Here is a 17,434-nt window from a genome sequence, read left to right as displayed (position 1 = left end):
CAGACCTGTGGCAATCAAAAGTGCGATTTGGTCTGCCGTTTTACGGATAAATTAAACAAATTCGGGCTGCAAAAGAGGCAATTTCTCCTATTTCGCCCCCGTCTGGCCCTATTTTGCCTCCCCGAACGCCTTTTTTGAGGCCTTTCTTTACACACAAACTATAAAAAAGCAGACTAAACGTGCGCCTTCCACCCATTTGGTCTGCTTTTTTCCAAAAATCCGCTATAAACATAGATCCCCGGCCGGAGCCGGGGATGACAGTGGACGCCCTTGCCCCTGCGGGCTTCGGCGTGACGATGAAAAAAATGCGGGCCGCATTCGCATTAGCGGCCGGCGGCTCTCTTCTGCATCTCCTTGCGCTGCGCTTCGGCGAAGAGTCGGGCCATTTCCATACGGTTGTTTTCCTGTTCCTTCTTCTTCGTCTCTTCCTTGCAGTTCACGCACTTGGTGGCAGTCGGCACGGCCATGAGGCGGGCCTTCGGGATAAGCTTCTTGCAGACCTTGCACACGCCAAACGTGCCGTCGTGAATGCGCTTCAACGCCTCTTCGAGGTACACGAGGTACTTGCCTTCGCGGGCCGCGAGCGAGAACGTGGTTTCGAGCGTATTGTAGTCCGTCGCGGAGTCGGCGCTGTCGGAATCGCTACCGTCGCCCGCCTGGTTCTTCTGGCCCTGGAACGAACTTGCCCTTTCAGAATCGCTCTGAGCCGTCACCAGCTGGCGACGTTTCTCGATGAGCATCTCCTCGAAGAACTTCAGATCGGCATCACTCATTTTAGCGGGTTTCTTTTCACTCATGGCACGCTCCTTTCATAGGGTCCGTTAAACACATTATATGCGGAAAATATCTTTTTTTTTACAAAGTGGAACATTTTTTTTAAAAAATATCCACATTTAACTTCAAACCGCTCTTTTTTATATCGGAAGTCAGCTTGTCGATGTCAACCGAAATCTTGTCTAATTCCTTAACCAACTTTCCCTTGCCCGTAGCGACCAGGCCGGCCGTATTGTCGGTCTTGTCCAGCCTTGCCGACACCGCGTCAAGTTCTTCCTTGGTGGCCTTCACCTGGGCCAGCACGCTATCTACGTGGGCAAGCATGGCAGAACCCTTCTCGACAGATACCGCCCCCTTGGAGGCAGCATCGTCAATCACGCCACGGACCTTCTGGAGCGTGGACTCGGCCTTGTCGAGCACGGCCTGCGCGTCGTTGCGCGTCTCCGTAACCAGGTTCTCTCCCGCACGCACCAGGTTCTTGCCCTTCTTCACGATTCGTTCCATCTTCTTGCCCGACGTACCGATCGTAAGCGAATCCTTGAGTGCCACCACCATCTGCCTCATCGTGTCGAGGTCGGCAATCGCGTTCAGGAACACCATCCCGACACCTGCAATGCCGTCGTCGTAGGCGCCCAGCACGGTATCGCCGTCTGCAATCCAGTCATCGTCATCCGCAGTCAAGATGTTCATTTCGCGTTCGCCCATAAGGCCCGCGTTGATGAGCCTGAACTCGGAATGCCTGGAAATCTTCGCATCGGCAAGCACTTCCACCTTCACGAACACGGCATCGTCGGTCAGTTCCACCTTCAGGATCTGGCCCTTCGCGATACCGCGAACCACCACGCGGTTACCCGGCGAGAGCGTACCGACTTCCTGGTAGCTCACCACAAAGCTGTAGCGCGCGTGGTACGGGCTCGAGGGGTGGTAGAAGTACCATCCAAAAACACACGCCGACACCAATATCATGAACACGATAAAAGGGAACAGGTTTGCCTTGATTGTCTTCAGGAGCTGGTTCATCGGCGGGAAAGATAGCATTTATAAGGTTATTCGTAGAGCGACCAGTGCTCGATGTCCATTTCTTGCAGGCCATCGGTGTACTCGCCCTTCGCTTTCGCCTTGATTTTCTTCATCAGGTCCTCGTTGAAGTCGCGGGCCACGTCCTGGCCGTTCATCTTCATGAGCGAGTTCATCGCGATAACCTCGGAAATCACGGTGAGGTTCTTGCCCGGCGCCACGGGGAGTACAATCTTCGGGATATGGACCCCCATCACGACCTCCTCCTGCTCGTTGAGGCCCGTGCGTTCGTACCGCACGTCGCGCTGCCACGGCTGGAGTTCAACGATCACCTCGATTTTCTTCACCTTGCGGATAGCGTGAATGCCGAACATGGAGCGGACATCGAGAATGCCCACGCCGCGAATTTCCATGTGGTGGCGTATCAGCGGGTCAGGGCGCCCGGTAATCGCGTTCCCCACGTGACTGATGTGTACAACGTCGTCTGCAACCATGCGGTGCCCGCTTTCCACGAGTTCGAGCACGCATTCCGACTTGCCCACGTTGCTATCGCCAATAAAGAGCATGCCGATGCCATACACGTCCACGAGACTCCCGTGGATAATGGAGTGCGGCGCAAAGAATTCCTCGAGAATTCTCTGGGCAACCTTGTTGAACTCGTAGGTATGCAGCGTGGTCGAGAACAGCGGGATATGCAGCTTGGAGCACATCTCCTTGAGTTCGGCATGCGGCATCTGCGCGTGGGTCACCACCCACATCGGGGCACGGAAAACGGAGAGGTTCTCGAACACCTTCTTGCGGCCCTCGGGCCCGAGGCTTTCGAGGTAGTTCCATTCCGTATGGCCCACCACCTGAATCTGCTTGGAGCTGTAGACCTTCGTGTAGCCCGCCATCGCAAGCCCGGGGCGGTGGATACCGCTTTCGGCAATGTTCGTGTCGAGGTCGCCTTCCGGGGAATGGAGCGCGAGCTGCAGGTCCTTTCCGAAATGTGCAAAAAAGTCCCGCACCGAGAGTTTTTCCCGGTGCAGGATCTTGATGTCTTTCAACCTGGATTCAGACACGGCTTACGTCAGGTTGGAAACGGGTTGTGCGCGGTGGTCGTTCTGCTTGTCGTTCGCCTTCTTCAGCTGGACCTTCACGCGTTCGAGCGCCACGTCTACCGCCTTGCCCATGTTGTCTTCGTCGGCAGAGCCCACGACCACGGAACCGGTAATGTTCACGGTGATTTCGCAGTGGCGCTGGTGTTCGACTTCGTGGTCAAGGATTACGGAAGCATTCGTGATGTTAGGGTAGAACTTGGCCAACTTGTCCATTTCTTCCTGAATACGGTCCTGGAGACCTGCAGATGCGTTGAAGTGACGAGCAGAAAACTGAATATCCATATTGATACCTCCGTAAGTAAAGATGGCATTTTTTGCAAGGCCGTTCGCCTCGCATCTAGAGTATATACATCTTTTTTTCCGAAAAAACCAAGTAAATGAAAGTTTTTTTACGAATAATTAATCCGAATTGGAATATAAGGGCCCCAAAATGGCGAAATTTGCCCCAAAAAGGCTTTTTAGAGCAGCTTTCGCTGGCGGGCGGGGAGTATCTTGAGGCGTTCCTCGCGGTATTTTGCCACCGTGCGGCGCGCCACCTGGATGCCCTGGGCAGCCAGGGCGTCGGCGATGGCCTGGTCCGAGAGGGGCTTTTTCTTGTTCTCGCCGTCCACCAGGTCCTTGATGGCCTCGAGGATCCGGGCCGAGCCGACGACATCCTCGTCACCCTCTTCCCCGGCGTTCACGGCCGGGCCCAGCGGAGCATCTTCGGCGGCAGGCTGCACGCCCGCGCGCTTGCCCTGCTGGCGCACGCCCGAGGTAAAGAAGTCCTTGAGCTCGAATATCCCGAAGGGGGTCTCCACGTACTTGCCGTTAGTCACGCGGCTAATCGTCGAAAGGTCGCGTTTCACCTCGCTCGCGATATCTTGCAGCACCATCGGCTTTAAAAATGCAGGGCCGTTCTTGAAGAATGCAGGCTGCCGCTTCACGATAGCCCTCATCACGAGTTCCATGGTAGAGAACCTGTTGTTCGCCGCACTGATAAACTCTTCCGCCTTGCGCTTGTTGTTCAGGATGTACTCGCGCGTTTCCTTGTCGAGCTTGGAACCGTCGGTGAGCATGTCGGCATACAGCTTGTTCACGTGAAGGCGCTTGACCTTCTTCCAAGAATCCTGCGTGCATTCCACCTCGAACTTGCCACCCTTGCGTTCCACGCGCAGGTCCACCTGCTTTATCTGCGTGGGTGCGTTGGAGATGAGCCTGCCCGGGTGCGGCGTAAGCTTCGAAATATACCGGACAGCCTTCAGCACTTCATCTACCGGCACGGAGAGCGCCTTCGCAATCTTCGGGTAGCGCAGTTCCATCAGGTCGTCGAAATGTTCCTTCAGTATACGGAGAGTGAGTTCCGGGAAGCCCTCGACGTACTGCGCCTGGATAATGAAGGATTCCTGCATCCCGCGGGCTCCGATACCGCGGGGAGTGAACCCCTGCAGCACGTGGAAAGCCTCCGCCACGGGCATGCTCGCGCTTTCCAGCGGAATCTCGTCGCGGATTACGCGTTCCATCTCGACAATAAACTTGTCCTCGCCCCTATCGGCGGCCATCTTCATCATCACTTCGTCGGGTGCACCCTGCAAAAAACCGTCCTCGTCGAGGCTATCGATAAGGTACTGCACCAGCGTGCGGAAATGTTCCTCGGAGCAGCCCTCGTCCTTGAGTTGCTCCACCAATAGCGAATTGCCGTTCCAGTCGCGCAACTGGTCGCGCAAATTATCTTGCAGGCTCTTGTCGCGGTCCTTCTGCGGGCGGTCCCACTCGTCCGAGGCATCCTTGGAAGGCGCGTTTAAATCCTTGAACGGAGCGTCCTCGTCATAGGACCCGTCAGTCAAGCGGCGCTCCATGTCGGTATCGATAACGTTGTCCGAAATGTCGTAATCGTGGTCGGCGGTATCCTCAAGATTTCCGCTCTCGAAATCCATCTCGCGAATTTCACCGTCGTCGCCCGAATCGTCCGCACTCTCTTCGGCACCCGTATCCTCGGGCACCTCATCGTCCATTTCAAGGAGCGGGTTTGCCGAAAGTTCCTCGTTGATGGCGATATCCAGTTCCTGCGAAGTCTTCTGCAGAATAGCAGCCGCCTGCAACATCTGCGGCGAGATGTTCTGCTCGAGTCGCTGGGACTGTCCTATTTGCATGCCTAAGTTCATCAAAACTCCTAGTCCAGGCGGAAACTGTCGCCCAGGTATATACGGCGCGCTTCCGGGTCGTTCGCCAGGTATTCGGACGAACCCTCGGTCAGCACCTGGCTCTTGTACATAATGTAGGCACGGTCGGTAATGGAAAGCGTCTCGCGCACGTTATGGTCGGTAATGAGGATGCCCATGCCGCGGTCCTTGAGCCCCGAAATGATGGACTGGATGTCGGCAACGGCAATCGGGTCGATACCCGCGAAAGGTTCATCGAGCAACAGGAAGGAGGGGTCGCTCGCGAGCGCACGCGCAATCTCGAGGCGGCGGCGTTCGCCACCCGAGCAGCTCATGGATTTCGTCTTGCGGATATGCGTAATCTTGAATTCCTCGAGCAGCTGTTCCAGGCGCATCTTGCGCTCGCGGCGCTTGAGGCCCTGCGTCTCGAGAATTGCCATTATGTTGTCTTCAACGGAGAGCTTGCGGAATATGGAAGCCTCTTGCGGGAGGTAGCCCACCCCGAGGCGCGCGCGCTTGTACATGGGCTTGTCCGTCATCTCGATATCGTCGAGGAATATGTGGCCCGAATCGGGGCGCACCATGCCCACAATCATGTAGAAGGAAGTTGTCTTGCCGGCACCGTTGGGCCCGAGAAGCCCGACGATTTCGCCCTGCGAAACGCTGATGGACACGTCGCTCACCACCTGGCGACCGCCGTAGACCTTGCGGAGTTTGTCCGTACGGATTGTACTTACCAAGCTTTTCATGGAGATTCTTCCTCCTTCCTTTTGCTTTCCTTCGCGCGTTTTATCATCTTGTTCATCGAGGGCCTGAGCGCGTTCGGCTTGCGGCGCTCCTTCTTATCGTTACCGGCGCGGGTTTTTGTCAAGCCGGTCGTATCGGAGACGCCGGCAGCCGCAAGCGAATCCCTGAGTGCCTTTTCCTTCGCGGCCTTCTCGCGCTGTTCCTTTTCGAGGTCCACGTAGCGCCCGCTCGCGATGGTACTGCGGCCCAGCAGCCTGAGCGTCTTTACCGCATTCTTGAGCGGGTCGAACACGATGTTGATGGTATCGCCCGCGGCCTCGTTCTTGCCCGAGACCGTGCGGTCCTTCTTCACGTAGAAGTAGGTGCTCTGCGCCTTGCCCGAAACGACGGCGTGGTCCATCTTGCCCTTCTTGAAATACATGTCGAGGCGGTTCCCGTCCATCAGGTTCCTGTAGTCGGGCAGGTCCGTCTCGTAAAAGAACCCCTTCGCGTTCAGGTTCACGTACAGGCGCTCAATCTTGTTGTCCTTGAACTCGCAGAACAGCGTATCGCCGAACGCTTCCGTCACGTTGCCAGGCGCGTTCTTCTTCGGGTTTTCCTTCGAGATGCCGTGTGCGTTCCTTATCACGAGTGCCGAGGTGAGGGTCTTCTTGTTCTCGTCTATCGTGAGGTAGATGGAATCGCCCGTGAGGTGGTAGTTCTTCATATCGAACGTAGGGTGGCCCTTCAGCGAAAGCCAGCTGTTCGCGCGGTCAAAATAGCCCGTATCGCAAGTGACCACCATGTCGCTCTGCGTCACCTTCACGTTCTTGTACGCCTCGGCAAAGGAGGCCTTCTTGTTGTAGATAATCTTGTTCGCCTCGATGGTGAGCGTGTCCGTACCGCCGTCCTTGCGCTTTTCGTACTGGTACAGCTTGGGCTTCTGCGGCATCGTGAGGATTTCGTTCTCGCGGTCGTATTCCAAAAAGTCACCCGTAAACCTGTACGAGCTTGCGGAGTCGCCCGCAATTACATCGCCCATCGCGGTGGCAAGGCTCTGCTTTTTGCGGTACATGCCGCTCTTCGCCTGGATAAAGCCCGAGGGGTGCGTGAACAAAAAACCGCCGTCGCAGTTCACAACTTCCGCATCCTTGTTCCAGGTGGCGCGCTGGGTACGGAACTGCACGCTATCGTGCACAAAGAACACGCGGCCTTCCAGCAACAAGGAACCCCGCTTGCGCGCGACGGCGAGGTTATCCGCGTGCTTCATGATAAGCGGGGACGACTGCGCGAACGCACCTACCGGGAGGAGCAATGCAAGCGCAAGCAGGATGGCGAAAACCCGCAGGCAGACCCGCGGGTAACGGCGCCCCCGCAGTTCAAGACAACGTTGTCCAAATGCCTGCATCATTCGCGCCTCTTTGCCCGCGGGCGCGTTCCCCCATTCGGGTCTGCGGCAGATTCTTCTTGAGGTGCAGGCATCGCGGCAGTATCTTCCGTAATTCTCTCGGAAACACCCCGGCGTACAATCGACTTGAAGCGGCCTTTCTGCCTGGTGGACGCGGAATCCGCGGGCTGAGCGGCCGGAGCCTTGCCCGGCGCATTCTTTACCGGCGCAGCATTTGCAGGCGCAGCCTTTACCGGAGCAGGTTGTGGCGGAGCGACTTTCGCGGGCTGTGGCGGCGCAGCTTTAGCGACCGGAGCCGGGTGCGCCACGGCAGGCGCCGCCGTAGAATCGGGCTTCTTCTCGAGTTCTTCCGCCTGCTTCTTGTCCTCTTCCTTCATGCGCTTCGCCGCATCCTGGAAAATACCCGTCACGTTCGAAAGAATGCGCCAGTTGTCCATACGGGCGTCGCTCTCGAATCCCTTGCCCTGCAGCACGTCGCCATCCTCGGAAACCACGCGCACGTAACTGTCGGTGCGCACCATGTTGTCGCGCTTGTTCCACAAGAGCGAATCCGCACGCACCGACGCCCCCTTCGGGGTCAGCGCGTACACGTGCCCGTAGGCATACACGTAGGTAAAGTGCATATCCATGCGGCCCGAGTCCGCACGCAAGAAGGCAACGCGTTCGCCCACGGAATCGTAGATATCTACGAGCACCGGACGCATGAACACCACCTCCTTGTCGGACCAGCGTTCCAAATACGCGGTCTTCAATTTCCACGAGAGAACGTCCTTGTCGTAGCAGTCCAAAAGCGTCGTGTCGGTAAACAGCATCTGCGGACGGTCCACGTGAATCCACGGCTTTTCTTCTTCGATTTCTTCGCAGCCCATGAACAGGGCCACGCACAGCGCCACAGGCACAACGGCATAACGCGGTCCGGGCATACACCGAGAACCGCGGTACAGCGCACATTTCAGCGCGCGCAGTATATACTGCAAAAACCGTGCCATTTATGCACAAAGTACAAATATTTAAGGGCCCGGATTGGTGTTTCCGGACCCTCAAAGGCCTAAATCAGGCATAGATCCTATCGGGTTCTGCGAACCCTCCAGGATGACAGTTAGCGATTAGCCTTCGCGGCCAAGCATGAACGCCTTCTTGTTGCCTTCGTGGAACTTTTCGGCGAAGAGCTTGTTCAGGGCGACCGTCCACTGGTCCACCGTGAAGTCGAAATGCTTGCTGAGCTTGCCGAGCATCGCGACGTTCAGGGCCTTCACGTTCTCGAGCTTCGAGACATCGATGTCCGCCGGAGTGAGGAGCACGCCGCCCTGCTTGAGGAAGGCCTCGTTCACCACGACCTGCGTCTCGTCGAATACCACCAGGTAGTCGGCCTCGCCCGTCGGGATCATCGGGGACTGCACCTCTTCGCCCTTCGCAAAGCGGACGTCGCTTGCGATGGAACCGCCGCGCTGGCTCATGCCGTGCACTTCGGCCTTCTTCACGTCGTAACCCTGTTCGAACACGAGTTCCGCCATCACGTCGCTCGCCTTGATAACGCCTGTGCCACCGAGGCCGGCAAATTTCACGTTAACTACGCTCATACAAATTAATCTCCGTTAAAAGTTGCCGTTCTTCTTTGCAGCGGCTTCGGACTCGGCGAGAGCCTTTTCCGCCTTTTCCTTGTTGGCCTTGTCCCAGGCGAGGATGCTCTTGAGAGCGAGGATGCAGGGGCTCTTCGCCACGATAAGCGTGAGCTCGTCCTTCTCGAGCGCTTCCTTCACGAGTTCCTTGAACTTCTCGGGTTCCTTGACCTGGTTCACTTCGTACACGTTGTCAAAGCCGGCAGTCTTCGCGATGGCGCCGTAGTCCAGCTTGTAGGCCGGGCTATGGTCGAGGTGACGGCCCGTACCCGGGTGTTCCTGCTGGCCCGTCATGGCGGTGATGCTGTTGTCGAGAATGATGACCACATGGCCGGTGTCGGGGCGGTTGTAGCCCGCTTCCACGAGGCCAGTGATGCCGCTGTGCACGAAGGTGGAGTCGCCAATCACGGAGACGACCTTCTTGGCCTGTTCGCGCGGGAGCACGTTACGCAGGCCAATGCCCATGCCGATAGCGGCGCCCATGTCAATCATGTAGTCCATCGCGCTGATGGGCGGGAGGGCTGCCAGCGTGTAGCAGCCGATGTCGCCGGAGACGATGCAGTCGAGTTCCTTGAGAACCGCGAAAGAGCTGCGGTGCGGGCAGCCCGGGCAGAGCATAGGCGGCTTGCCCTTCACCGGAACCGGGTCCGGATTCTTGTCGCCCGCGATAATGCGGCGCACGCGGTTCACGTCAAGTTCGCCGAAGCGGAAAATCGGGTCGTACTTGCTTTCGCACTGGATGCCCGCGGCCTTGATGTTCTCGGCGAGCCACGGGTCGTTCTCTTCGATCACGAGCAGGCGCTTGCCCTCGAATTTCTTCGCAAAATCCTTGATGAGCTGCATCGGCAGCGGGTAGGTCATGCCGAGCTTGAGGATGCTTGCTTCCGGGGCGGCTTCACGCACGTGGTGGTAGCTGATGCCGCTCGTGATAATGCCCATGTCGGCGCTGCGCATTTCCACCTTGTTCGGGCCTTCGGCCACGTTCCAAGCTTCCATCTCGTCCATCTTGGCACGGAGCTTGCGGCCCGCGGGCTTAGAGAAGCCGGGCACCATCACGTGCTGGGCGATGTTACGTTCGAAGTTCGGCACCATCGCCGGAAGTTCTTCCTTCGGCACGACGATGGACTTGGAGTGGTCCACGCGGGTCGTCATGCGAAGGATTACCGGAATCTTGAACTTTTCGCTCGTCTGCATGGCGATGCGGAAGAAGTCGTAGGCTTCCTGCGAGTTGCTGGGCTCGAACATCGGGCAAACAGACGCCTTCGCATGGTTACGCGTGTCCTGTTCGTTCTGGGAACTGCCCTGGCCCGGGTCATCGGCAACAATCCACACCATGCCGCCATCTACGCCCGTGTAGGTCGCGGTGTAGAGTACGTCGCTTGCCACGTTGAGGCCCACCATCTTCATGGTGACCACGCTGCGGGCATGGCCAAAGGCTGCACCCAGGGCCACTTCGGCGGCGACCTTCTCGTTCGGGGCCCACTGGGCATACCCGCCGAGTTCAGAATAGTCCTCGAGGATTTCGGTAGAGGGGGTACCCGGGTAACCCGCGGCAAACTGCACGTTGCAGTGGCGCATGGAAAGCGAGATGGCCTCGTTTCCCGAAATCAGCATCTTTTTCGCATTCGGATCAAAAGCTGGCATAGCGTTCCTTTTCTTGTGTCAAATGGTTCTTAAGGCACGGCCTTAAACACACGGAAATATAGAAAAATGGCCGGGATTATTTATCATGCACCTCCCAATGGCCTCCACGATCCCCGCCGATGCGAGCAATGCGCCCAGACTTTGTGAGATTTCTCAATTGCCATTTTACGCCGTCAGCAGTTATTCCACAAATTTCTGATAACTCCAACCTAGTCACATTAGGATTATTTGATATCGCATCAAGTATTTTCTGGGTAGTTTTCTGGGTAGTTTTTTTGGGTAGTTTTTTGGGGTAGGATTGGGTAGTTTTTTTCAATGCGTAATAGAAGGATTTTCAACGTCCTCCTTTGTTTGGTTGGGCAGTTCTTTTTTTCGCGAGTTCCTTGGCCTCGTTGATTTCACCGACCAATTGCTCGGTGGTGGGCAGATACAACTTATACTCACTAGCGAGGATAGTTTTGTTGCCTTCGGGCAAAGTCATTTTCACAGCAGAATCGTTTTTGCCCGCGCACAAAAGAATGCCGATGGTCGGGTTCTCTTCAGGCAATTTCTCGACTCGGTCGTGGTAATTCACGTACATCTGGAGTTGGCCTATATCCTGATGCGTGATTTTGCCCGTCTTGATTTCAATAATCACAAAACAGCGAAGCAGCCTGTTGTAAAGAACGAGGTCGATGAAGAATTCATCGTCTTCGAGCATAATCCGCTTCTGCCGTGCAACAAAGGAAAAACCCTTACCCAGTTCGAGAAGAAAATCCGTAATATGCGAAATAATCGCACCTTCCAAATCGGTTTCATAAAAGGCCGAATTCATTTTCAACCCAACAAATTCCAATATCATCGGATCCTTGATGACCTCTTGCGGAGTTTCAGGGATGCGCTCCTTGCGAGCGACCGCCAGCACGGATTCCTTGTCGTTACTGAGCAAAAGGCGTTCGTATAGTTGGCTGTTGATTTGGCGTTCGAGTTCGCGTTTAGTCCATGCGTTATTTACCGATTCGTGTTGATAATATTCCCTTTTATCTTTATCATGTATAGCCAGAAGAAGCTTGTATTGGGACCAGTTTAATTGCGAACACACTGTATTCGCAATTGGATAGGTAATGAAAAATTGGCGGCAAAATTCCAATTGACGCTTAGAAAAACCGCTCCCATATTCCGCTTCCAGCTTTTCAGCAAGCGATTTCACGATATACGCCCCGTAATCGGCACGCTTCTTACCATGCTGTTCTTCTTCGAAAATCCGACGGCCAAGATTCCAATACATCTGGACACGACAGAAATCAACACTCCTGACCGCATTCTTTCGCGCATTTTCGATGATTTGCTTGGCATCTTGGATCAGCTTCGTAGAGATAACTTCTTTTGACTTCATTATAGCCTCCATGAGGTCGCAATTTGCGACCGGTTACTTCCCGCTCCGGGCTGCGGCAATTTAAAATGGAAAACAGCCGTTCAAAGCGGGAACTACACCTACACTGTAGGCGCAATTAGGGTTTCTTTATGTTTTGGGATGCTCTTGCGGTGCTGTTGGCGAGGGTCTTCCTCGGCGTTACCTGGCGCGGCTTTCGCCACACACTCGAGCAGGTCGTGTTCCTGCCAGCTATCCAACAACATCAACAAGAAGGTTGATGAACCCCACCGCGGATGCACGTACGGGCCGCAAGGCCTATGCCGACTGTCGCAGGGATTGTCGTAATACGGGGATAAATATACAAAGAGACCAGCAGGAAGTCAACGCCTGCGCGTTACTTCCCGCTCCTGGCTGCAGCGATCTCAGCGTTGATTTCGTCGAGCGTCATGCCTGCGGAACCTGCCTTCTCGGCATCGGCGGAAAGCTGTTGCATATTGTGCAATGCCTGCCTGCGCAATTCCAAGAAGGCATTCCATCCAGTATTATCTTTCTTGTTCTCTTCTTCTGATTTTTTCTTCATCGTATTTCTCCATTAGTTGCTTGAAGGGCGCATCTTCACAATACTCTTATCTTGCATTTTCAAATTCATTTACCCATTCCTTGACCTTCGCCTGCAATAGTTTCTTGTCCGGCAGGTACAGCTCATAGGCGGAGGCGTAAATATTCGCATCTTCGGGCAAAGTCAACTTCACAAGGGTATCCTTCTTCTCCTTGCAAAGCAGAATGCCGATAGTCGGCTTTTCAAAATCCTGCTTTACATAGCGGTCGTAATAGTTTACGTACATCTGCATTTGGCCCAAGTCCTGGTGCGTCAACTTATCGACCTTCAAGTCAACGAGCACATAGCACTGCAGCAGACGATTGTACAAGACCAAGTCCACATAGTAGTTGTCCTCGTCAAAGGAGAAACGCTTCTGACGCGCTTCGAACAGGAATCCTTTCCCCAATTCAAGCAGGAAATCTTGCAATTTACCGATGATAGCAGATTCCAGTTTCGATTCCGAATACGAAGCGTCCGGCTTCAAGCCAACAAATTCAAGCGTCACCGGATTCTTGATGATATCCTCCGGTTTTTCCACCACGTTGCCAACCCGCGACAGGCGGGCGACCTGTTCCTTGTCCCAGCTCAGTGCAAGACGTTCGTACAAGCTTGAACCATACTGCCGCTGCAACTCGCGAACAGACCAGTTCCCGGAAGTGGCCTCAATTTCGTAAAAGCGCCGCTCATCGGCATTCTTGATGCGCATGAGAACCAGGTAATGGGACCACGAAAGGGTAAAATCGGGCAAAACTTCAGATTGGGGCAACACTGTTGCCCCAATTTGCTGGGGACAATAAATACGATAAAAGAAGCGACAACGCTTGAGCGTATCAACGGTCCACCCACTTTCATAGGTTGATAACAATCGTTCTGACAACTTCGATAGAATCTGCTTGCCATATTCCGCTCGATACTTACCTTTTTGCTCATCTTCTACGATTAATCGCCCAATCTGGTATTTCGTGTAGACTTCGGCAACATTCATTGCCGCAGCCACACGCACGCGGGCCTGCTCAATCAAGTTCGAGACCTTGTTGAACAGTGATTCCACCGCTTTTGCAGGGACGTTCTCTTTATTTTTAGTCATATAGTCTCCATGTGGTCACAATTTGTGACCGGTTCCATCCCGCTCCGGGCTGCGGCAATTTCTGCATTTTTTCAATTCGCCCGCCGTCGGCGGTCGATTTTAACGGAGAATTACCGTTCAAAGCGAGAATTGCGCCTACACTGCGGACGCAATCAAGGTTTGTTTATGTTTGATTTGGGATGCTCTTGCGATGCTGTTGGCGGGGGCTTTCCCCGGCGTTACTTGGCATGGCTTCCGCCACACACTCGAGCAGGCTGTTTCTCCTGCCAGCTATCCAACAACATCAACAAGAAGGTTGATGAACCCCACCGCGGATGCACGTACGGGCCGCAAGGCCTATGCCGACTGTCGCAGGGATTGTCGTAATACGGGGATAAATATACAAAGAGGTTTGAGAAAAGTCAACGCCCGCGCTATTCTTCGACGGCTTTCCATCCGCGATTTTTGCGAAGGTCTTCGCCTTCCCATATTTCATGGGGCCACACTTGGATTTTATTTCTCAACAATTTCCCAATGGCCATTCTTGCGAGCACCGACTCTACGGATAAGGCCAAGTTCCTGGAGTTTTTTCAAGTTCTCACGAACAGTATCGCGGTGCTTATTTGTTAACGACGCTAAATCATCATAAGTATAATTGTTGTTTTCTTTAACCAAATCCAATAGAACTTGTTGCGTCTTATTTATAGGCGGATTTATAGGCGGATTCACCCCCCCCTATATTCCATTTACTAGCAAGTTCCTTATACTGGTCGCTTGCACGGCATTCAACCGTAAGCCCGCCAAATTCGGCCTTTGGCTTAGGGAGCTTGGAATCAGTTTCTTCGCAAGCCAATTCAATGTTGTAATAGCCGCGTCCCCAGCTTTCCACATAGCCGCTCTTAAAAAACACATTGGCGATATTGGGGTTACGCGGTTTAGAAACATGCTTTTTGAAAAGGTCCTTCACCTTCACTTCTTCCGGCATGTTGCCCGGATTCCACATCCAGATACGGTCAGAATAAATCTTGATTTGGATAGGAGTCGTTTCAGTGTAATCCTTATGGACGACGGCGTTCAACAACAATTCCCTGAAAGCGTCGGGCGGGAAAAAGAACCGCTCCTGGCGATTGATTCCCTCGTAACTCACCAACGCCTTCATGTATTTCGTGAAAATCAAGTCCATCGCCCGCTCGACCTGAATCAAAAGCGGTCCATGGATTTCGTCTTGATACAAAATATCCGCTTCGGTCGCGAAAAAACCAATCTTTATGTACGCTCCCGTAACCCAGCTTTCCGGGTCAGGATAGAAACACATCATGGCCGCCCGTGTCATTTAGCGCTCCGTGATCCAACTCCTTCGTCGAAATTCCGGGAACAGAAACGGAATCCCAAGTGCGCCCCTGCATGAACAAAGCATAGCCTTTATCGTCAACGCCGACAAAAAGCGACCCGCCTTCGGTATTTGCGAATGCGCAAATCCATTTCAGGTATTCATCTTGCCAAGACTGTTTAAATTCAGCGTATTGACATTCTTTAACCAAAACTTTCGTAGCCATGCAGCCTCCATGTAGCCGCGTTCGCGGCTAGTTGATGTTAGAGGCGTCCCCTTATTCCTGCACCGAGGTCAAAAATTTTGACCTCGATAAAATCGGAATAAAAAAAACGCGACTCTCCATTTGACAGAGAACCACGTGCAGCTTTAATGTACCTAATATCTAAAAAGTTGGCAAGGGGCCTAAGAAAATTTTACAAGTGCGTCAACCACACCCAATTCAGTGACTTTGTTTTGCTGCAGGCTTTCATCGTCCCATTTCTGGGAATTACCGTTATCCCAAATTTCATGGGGCCACACTTGGAATATTTCGCACTTTTCGTCTTTAACAATTTGACGAATTTTTTCGTAATCTTTATCCAAGGCGCCTTCCAGCGAAGCGTTCACGGCACTTTGCTCCAGCGCGAGTATCAGGCAATGAGGCGTTCCCGCAGGCTGGAACACGCGGCCCACTAGCGCACGGAAATGGCGGTTGCGCTTACCCCACATATCATCTTCGTTGGGCTCAACGATATCCTTTGTTTCGCCTTTCTTCGAAAAATACGGATCGCCGTACTGATCGTCGTTTTCGTACTTTGGGACAAATCCGCGGATAAAGAAGTTCGGCGTGACGCTGTAGCCTTCTGTCACCGAGTCCCTGTAGCGAACTCCTTGATGGACACCCGAACTATAGCATTCGTCATTGCCATCGACAAAATCGGGAGAGAAAAAGTCTTGGACATTGTTCTTGGCGTAGGTGTACTGCTTTGCAACCGACTGGCCGAGCACCTCGTTTTCTTCTTTATAATACTTGCTTTCGCCAATGTGCCAAATGCTTTCGCTCCCGTCGGCGAATATCAGCGACTTTTCCTTGTACAGGTGGTCGATTATCTTGCCGTCTTCGTTTTTCTTCTGCGGTCGTCCTAATCAAAAAATTTCTTCTTGTTCACCAGCTCCATGTAGATTGGCGAATCGCCCTGAATAAAGGGCGTCTTTTTTGCTTTAGTCCGCTGCCAGTTAATCCGGTTGTTTCCGCTACGCTTGTTCTTGGCGACATAGACGAACAGGTTCTGGTTTTTCTTGTAGACCAGTTCCATGCTGCTCATGACATCGAGCAGAGTCGCATAGCGGGCATCGCCCCTGAACTTGGAATGTTCCATGTGGTCCGGGGAACGGACGCTAGTTGGGCGTTCCCCGCGCACGCGCGGGTCGGGCTATATTCTAGGGGCAATCGCCCGCGCTTACGCTTGCCGCTCGCCTCCTAGAACCAAGCCTCGCTATGCGAGTCTTGTCCCCAAGGGGTCACTATCCCTAACGCAGCCTTTCTTTTTGAGTAAATACAATTTCATACGAATATAATTTATTCAAGAATTTTCTATTTTTCCCACATAAAAAAGGAATTTCTATGTCGGTTGCTTTCGCACAAAAAAGAATAGATTTTATCAACAAATGGCCAAAATCAGATTTATTTCCTAAAGAAATAGAGTATAAAAAGAAATGTGACGATTTTACAGATATAGGAAAGTTATTTACACCATTTACATTATGGTATTCTGATGACGAAGAGTACAATAAAGCCATTAGCAGTATTATAGATGCATTAGAAACCATGCCTTACAAACCAGATAAAGCGTTTTTCTACATATTTATTGGCTTTGAGAATTATTCAGAGCAGTTATTCTCCTCCACAAACATTACCAAGCGATTAAAGGATTTTATCGACGAAGTTGATCAAGATGCAAATAGAAACAGCGACTTAAATGATATAATAAAACATCTTTGTTCAGCCATTCCCATACAATTGAATATCTATTTTATTGACAGAATCGTTACTGAACCAAAAGTCAAACAAAGAATTACTGAAAATCAACGTAATAATCTTATATCGGATCAATACGATTTAGTGGAAGCTATACTTCGCAAATATCCTGATTTAAACTCATCAAATGTAGTCTCAAAAAGAAATGCTGCATGCTTGTTCAAAAAAATTTTCAACCAACAAAGCGTTTGCGTTGATAATTACAATTGTTCTCCGTCGCGCAAACTTCTATTATACTTCTTATTCCTAGGAATACTATACTCTTTAAGAAATGACAATGCACACGGCTCATCATTTTCTTCTACAAAAAGTAGTAAGACTACATTTAAGCGTTATGCAATGAATCATTTTGCATACTTAGCCACTTATACATTTTTAATTTATCTCCTCATAAAAAAAGGCGATTCAGCATTGTTCTCAAACCGTATTAAATTATTAAAAGACAATGTTGAAGAAAATGTAAAAGAAATGAAGCGCTTTTTCGGCTCAAACCTAAAGTAATTTTTCCAATAAAAAAGAAAGGTTTCGCTGCAAAGAAGCCTTTCTTTCATAAAAGACGATGTGCCCTTTAATAAGTTTGGATCGCCCTTCACTTATAATTCTTGGTGCGGAATCTAACCGTATTCTTGTTCAG

Annotated in this window: 20 protein-coding genes; 1 reads left to right on the top strand and 19 read right to left on the bottom strand. The window is 52.5% G+C overall.

The genetic code is table 11. From position 1 onward, the window contains the following. Positions 1 to 323 precede the first annotated feature (323 nt). The 19 genes from BUA44_RS00690 to BUA44_RS00600 form a co-directional block, all read right to left on the bottom strand. A complete protein-coding gene (locus BUA44_RS00690; RefSeq protein ID WP_072807652.1) occupies positions 324 to 797 on the bottom strand; it encodes a TraR/DksA family transcriptional regulator in 474 nt (157 codons plus the stop codon). A 79-nt stretch (positions 798 to 876) separates the two neighbouring features. Next, on the bottom strand, positions 877 to 1,794 hold the full coding sequence (locus BUA44_RS00685) for an MlaD family protein (RefSeq protein WP_072807651.1): 918 nt from the start codon (positions 1,792 to 1,794) through the stop codon (positions 877 to 879). Between the two features lie 26 nt (positions 1,795 to 1,820). Beyond that, positions 1,821 to 2,852 (bottom strand): HPr(Ser) kinase/phosphatase, encoded by a 1,032-nt coding sequence (gene hprK / locus BUA44_RS00680; protein WP_072807650.1) that lies wholly within the window; start codon positions 2,850 to 2,852, stop codon positions 1,821 to 1,823. Positions 2,853 to 2,855: 3 nt separating this feature from the next. After that, the gene (gene hpf / locus BUA44_RS00675) at positions 2,856 to 3,173 is read right to left on the bottom strand and encodes a ribosome hibernation-promoting factor, HPF/YfiA family (RefSeq protein ID WP_072807649.1); all 318 of its coding nucleotides are present in this window, start codon (positions 3,171 to 3,173) and stop codon (positions 2,856 to 2,858) included. 176 nt (positions 3,174 to 3,349) lie between these two features. After that, complete coding sequence (gene rpoN / locus BUA44_RS00670) at positions 3,350 to 5,035, bottom strand: RNA polymerase factor sigma-54 (protein ID WP_072807648.1); 1,686 nt, start codon at positions 5,033 to 5,035, stop codon at positions 3,350 to 3,352. An 8-nt stretch (positions 5,036 to 5,043) separates the two neighbouring features. After that, positions 5,044 to 5,781, bottom strand: a complete 738-nt coding sequence (gene lptB, locus BUA44_RS00665; RefSeq protein WP_072807647.1) for an LPS export ABC transporter ATP-binding protein — start codon at positions 5,779 to 5,781, stop codon at positions 5,044 to 5,046. Next, on the bottom strand, positions 5,778 to 7,169 hold the full coding sequence (locus tag BUA44_RS00660) for an LPS-assembly protein LptD (RefSeq protein WP_143151797.1): 1,392 nt from the start codon (positions 7,167 to 7,169) through the stop codon (positions 5,778 to 5,780). The genes lptB and BUA44_RS00660 overlap by 4 nt, the downstream gene beginning before the upstream one ends. After that, positions 7,166 to 8,089 carry an LPS export ABC transporter periplasmic protein LptC gene (gene lptC, locus BUA44_RS14975; protein WP_255370408.1) on the bottom strand — a complete coding sequence of 308 codons (924 nt, stop codon included), beginning with the start codon at positions 8,087 to 8,089 and terminating at the stop codon, positions 7,166 to 7,168. Before lptC ends, BUA44_RS00660 begins: the two co-directional genes overlap by 4 nt. 183 nt (positions 8,090 to 8,272) lie before the next feature. Then, positions 8,273 to 8,746 carry a 2-oxoacid:acceptor oxidoreductase family protein gene (locus tag BUA44_RS00650; protein ID WP_072807646.1) on the bottom strand — a complete coding sequence of 158 codons (474 nt, stop codon included), beginning with the start codon at positions 8,744 to 8,746 and terminating at the stop codon, positions 8,273 to 8,275. Positions 8,747 to 8,761: 15 nt separating this feature from the next. After that, entirely contained in the window at positions 8,762 to 10,429 is a 1,668-nt protein-coding gene (locus tag BUA44_RS00645; protein ID WP_072807645.1) for a thiamine pyrophosphate-dependent enzyme, read from the bottom strand. Positions 10,430 to 10,505: 76 nt separating this feature from the next. Further along, positions 10,506 to 10,745: a winged helix-turn-helix domain-containing protein gene (locus BUA44_RS16100; protein WP_072807644.1), complete on the bottom strand. Its 240-nt coding sequence runs from the start codon at positions 10,743 to 10,745 to the stop codon at positions 10,506 to 10,508. 18 nt (positions 10,746 to 10,763) lie between these two features. Beyond that, positions 10,764 to 11,804: a PDDEXK nuclease domain-containing protein gene (locus tag BUA44_RS00635; protein ID WP_072807965.1), complete on the bottom strand. Its 1,041-nt coding sequence runs from the start codon at positions 11,802 to 11,804 to the stop codon at positions 10,764 to 10,766. A gap of 373 nt (positions 11,805 to 12,177) precedes the next feature. Next, entirely contained in the window at positions 12,178 to 12,363 is a 186-nt protein-coding gene (locus BUA44_RS15480) for a hypothetical protein (RefSeq protein ID WP_072807643.1), read from the bottom strand. Positions 12,364 to 12,409: 46 nt separating this feature from the next. Continuing rightward, entirely contained in the window at positions 12,410 to 13,471 is a 1,062-nt protein-coding gene (locus BUA44_RS00625) for a PDDEXK nuclease domain-containing protein (RefSeq protein WP_072807642.1), read from the bottom strand. Between the two features lie 492 nt (positions 13,472 to 13,963). Continuing rightward, positions 13,964 to 14,179: a helix-turn-helix domain-containing protein gene (locus tag BUA44_RS16095; protein ID WP_083579402.1), complete on the bottom strand. Its 216-nt coding sequence runs from the start codon at positions 14,177 to 14,179 to the stop codon at positions 13,964 to 13,966. Further along, positions 14,148 to 14,768 (bottom strand): ATP-binding protein, encoded by a 621-nt coding sequence (locus BUA44_RS00615; protein WP_072807641.1) that lies wholly within the window; start codon positions 14,766 to 14,768, stop codon positions 14,148 to 14,150. The genes BUA44_RS16095 and BUA44_RS00615 overlap by 32 nt, the downstream gene beginning before the upstream one ends. After that, complete coding sequence (locus BUA44_RS00610) at positions 14,749 to 15,006, bottom strand: AlbA family DNA-binding domain-containing protein (RefSeq protein ID WP_072807640.1); 258 nt, start codon at positions 15,004 to 15,006, stop codon at positions 14,749 to 14,751. Before BUA44_RS00610 ends, BUA44_RS00615 begins: the two co-directional genes overlap by 20 nt. Positions 15,007 to 15,185: 179 nt before the next feature. After that, positions 15,186 to 15,770, bottom strand: a complete 585-nt coding sequence (locus BUA44_RS00605; protein ID WP_072807639.1) for a hypothetical protein — start codon at positions 15,768 to 15,770, stop codon at positions 15,186 to 15,188. 134 nt (positions 15,771 to 15,904) lie between these two features. After that, entirely contained in the window at positions 15,905 to 16,141 is a 237-nt protein-coding gene (locus tag BUA44_RS00600; protein ID WP_072807638.1) for a hypothetical protein, read from the bottom strand. Positions 16,142 to 16,386: 245 nt separating this feature from the next. On the opposite strand from BUA44_RS00600, the gene BUA44_RS00595 reads away from it, so the two are divergent. After that, on the top strand, positions 16,387 to 17,301 hold the full coding sequence (locus BUA44_RS00595) for a hypothetical protein (protein WP_072807637.1): 915 nt from the start codon (positions 16,387 to 16,389) through the stop codon (positions 17,299 to 17,301). Positions 17,302 to 17,434 lie beyond the last annotated feature (133 nt).

This window comes from Fibrobacter sp. UWR3 (assembly GCF_900143055.1).
Classification (GTDB): domain Bacteria; phylum Fibrobacterota; class Fibrobacteria; order Fibrobacterales; family Fibrobacteraceae; genus Fibrobacter.
This window is presented reverse-complemented; position numbering and strand designations above follow the sequence as displayed.

What these genes read in the sequence shown, in the direction of transcription:
- BUA44_RS00690 (WP_072807652.1), bottom strand. Translation starts at nt 797, where the DNA reads ATGAGTGAAAAGAAACCCGCTAAAATGAGTGATGCCGATCTGAAGTTC.
- BUA44_RS00685 (WP_072807651.1), bottom strand. Translation starts at nt 1,794, where the DNA reads ATGAACCAGCTCCTGAAGACAATCAAGGCAAACCTGTTCCCTTTTATC.
- hpf (WP_072807649.1), bottom strand. Translation starts at nt 3,173, where the DNA reads ATGGATATTCAGTTTTCTGCTCGTCACTTCAACGCATCTGCAGGTCTC.
- rpoN (WP_072807648.1), bottom strand. Translation starts at nt 5,035, where the DNA reads ATGAACTTAGGCATGCAAATAGGACAGTCCCAGCGACTCGAGCAGAAC.
- lptB (WP_072807647.1), bottom strand. Translation starts at nt 5,781, where the DNA reads ATGAAAAGCTTGGTAAGTACAATCCGTACGGACAAACTCCGCAAGGTC.
- BUA44_RS00660 (WP_143151797.1), bottom strand. Translation starts at nt 7,169, where the DNA reads ATGATGCAGGCATTTGGACAACGTTGTCTTGAACTGCGGGGGCGCCGT.
- lptC (WP_255370408.1), bottom strand. Translation starts at nt 8,089, where the DNA reads ATGCCCGGACCGCGTTATGCCGTTGTGCCTGTGGCGCTGTGCGTGGCC.
- BUA44_RS00650 (WP_072807646.1), bottom strand. Translation starts at nt 8,746, where the DNA reads ATGAGCGTAGTTAACGTGAAATTTGCCGGCCTCGGTGGCACAGGCGTT.
- BUA44_RS00645 (WP_072807645.1), bottom strand. Translation starts at nt 10,429, where the DNA reads ATGCCAGCTTTTGATCCGAATGCGAAAAAGATGCTGATTTCGGGAAAC.
- BUA44_RS00635 (WP_072807965.1), bottom strand. Translation starts at nt 11,804, where the DNA reads ATGAAGTCAAAAGAAGTTATCTCTACGAAGCTGATCCAAGATGCCAAG.
- BUA44_RS15480 (WP_072807643.1), bottom strand. Translation starts at nt 12,363, where the DNA reads ATGAAGAAAAAATCAGAAGAAGAGAACAAGAAAGATAATACTGGATGG.
- BUA44_RS00625 (WP_072807642.1), bottom strand. Translation starts at nt 13,471, where the DNA reads ATGACTAAAAATAAAGAGAACGTCCCTGCAAAAGCGGTGGAATCACTG.
- BUA44_RS00615 (WP_072807641.1), bottom strand. Translation starts at nt 14,768, where the DNA reads ATGATGTGTTTCTATCCTGACCCGGAAAGCTGGGTTACGGGAGCGTAC.
- BUA44_RS00610 (WP_072807640.1), bottom strand. Translation starts at nt 15,006, where the DNA reads ATGGCTACGAAAGTTTTGGTTAAAGAATGTCAATACGCTGAATTTAAA.
- BUA44_RS00600 (WP_072807638.1), bottom strand. Translation starts at nt 16,141, where the DNA reads ATGGAACATTCCAAGTTCAGGGGCGATGCCCGCTATGCGACTCTGCTC.
- BUA44_RS00595 (WP_072807637.1), top strand. Translation starts at nt 16,387, where the DNA reads ATGTCGGTTGCTTTCGCACAAAAAAGAATAGATTTTATCAACAAATGG.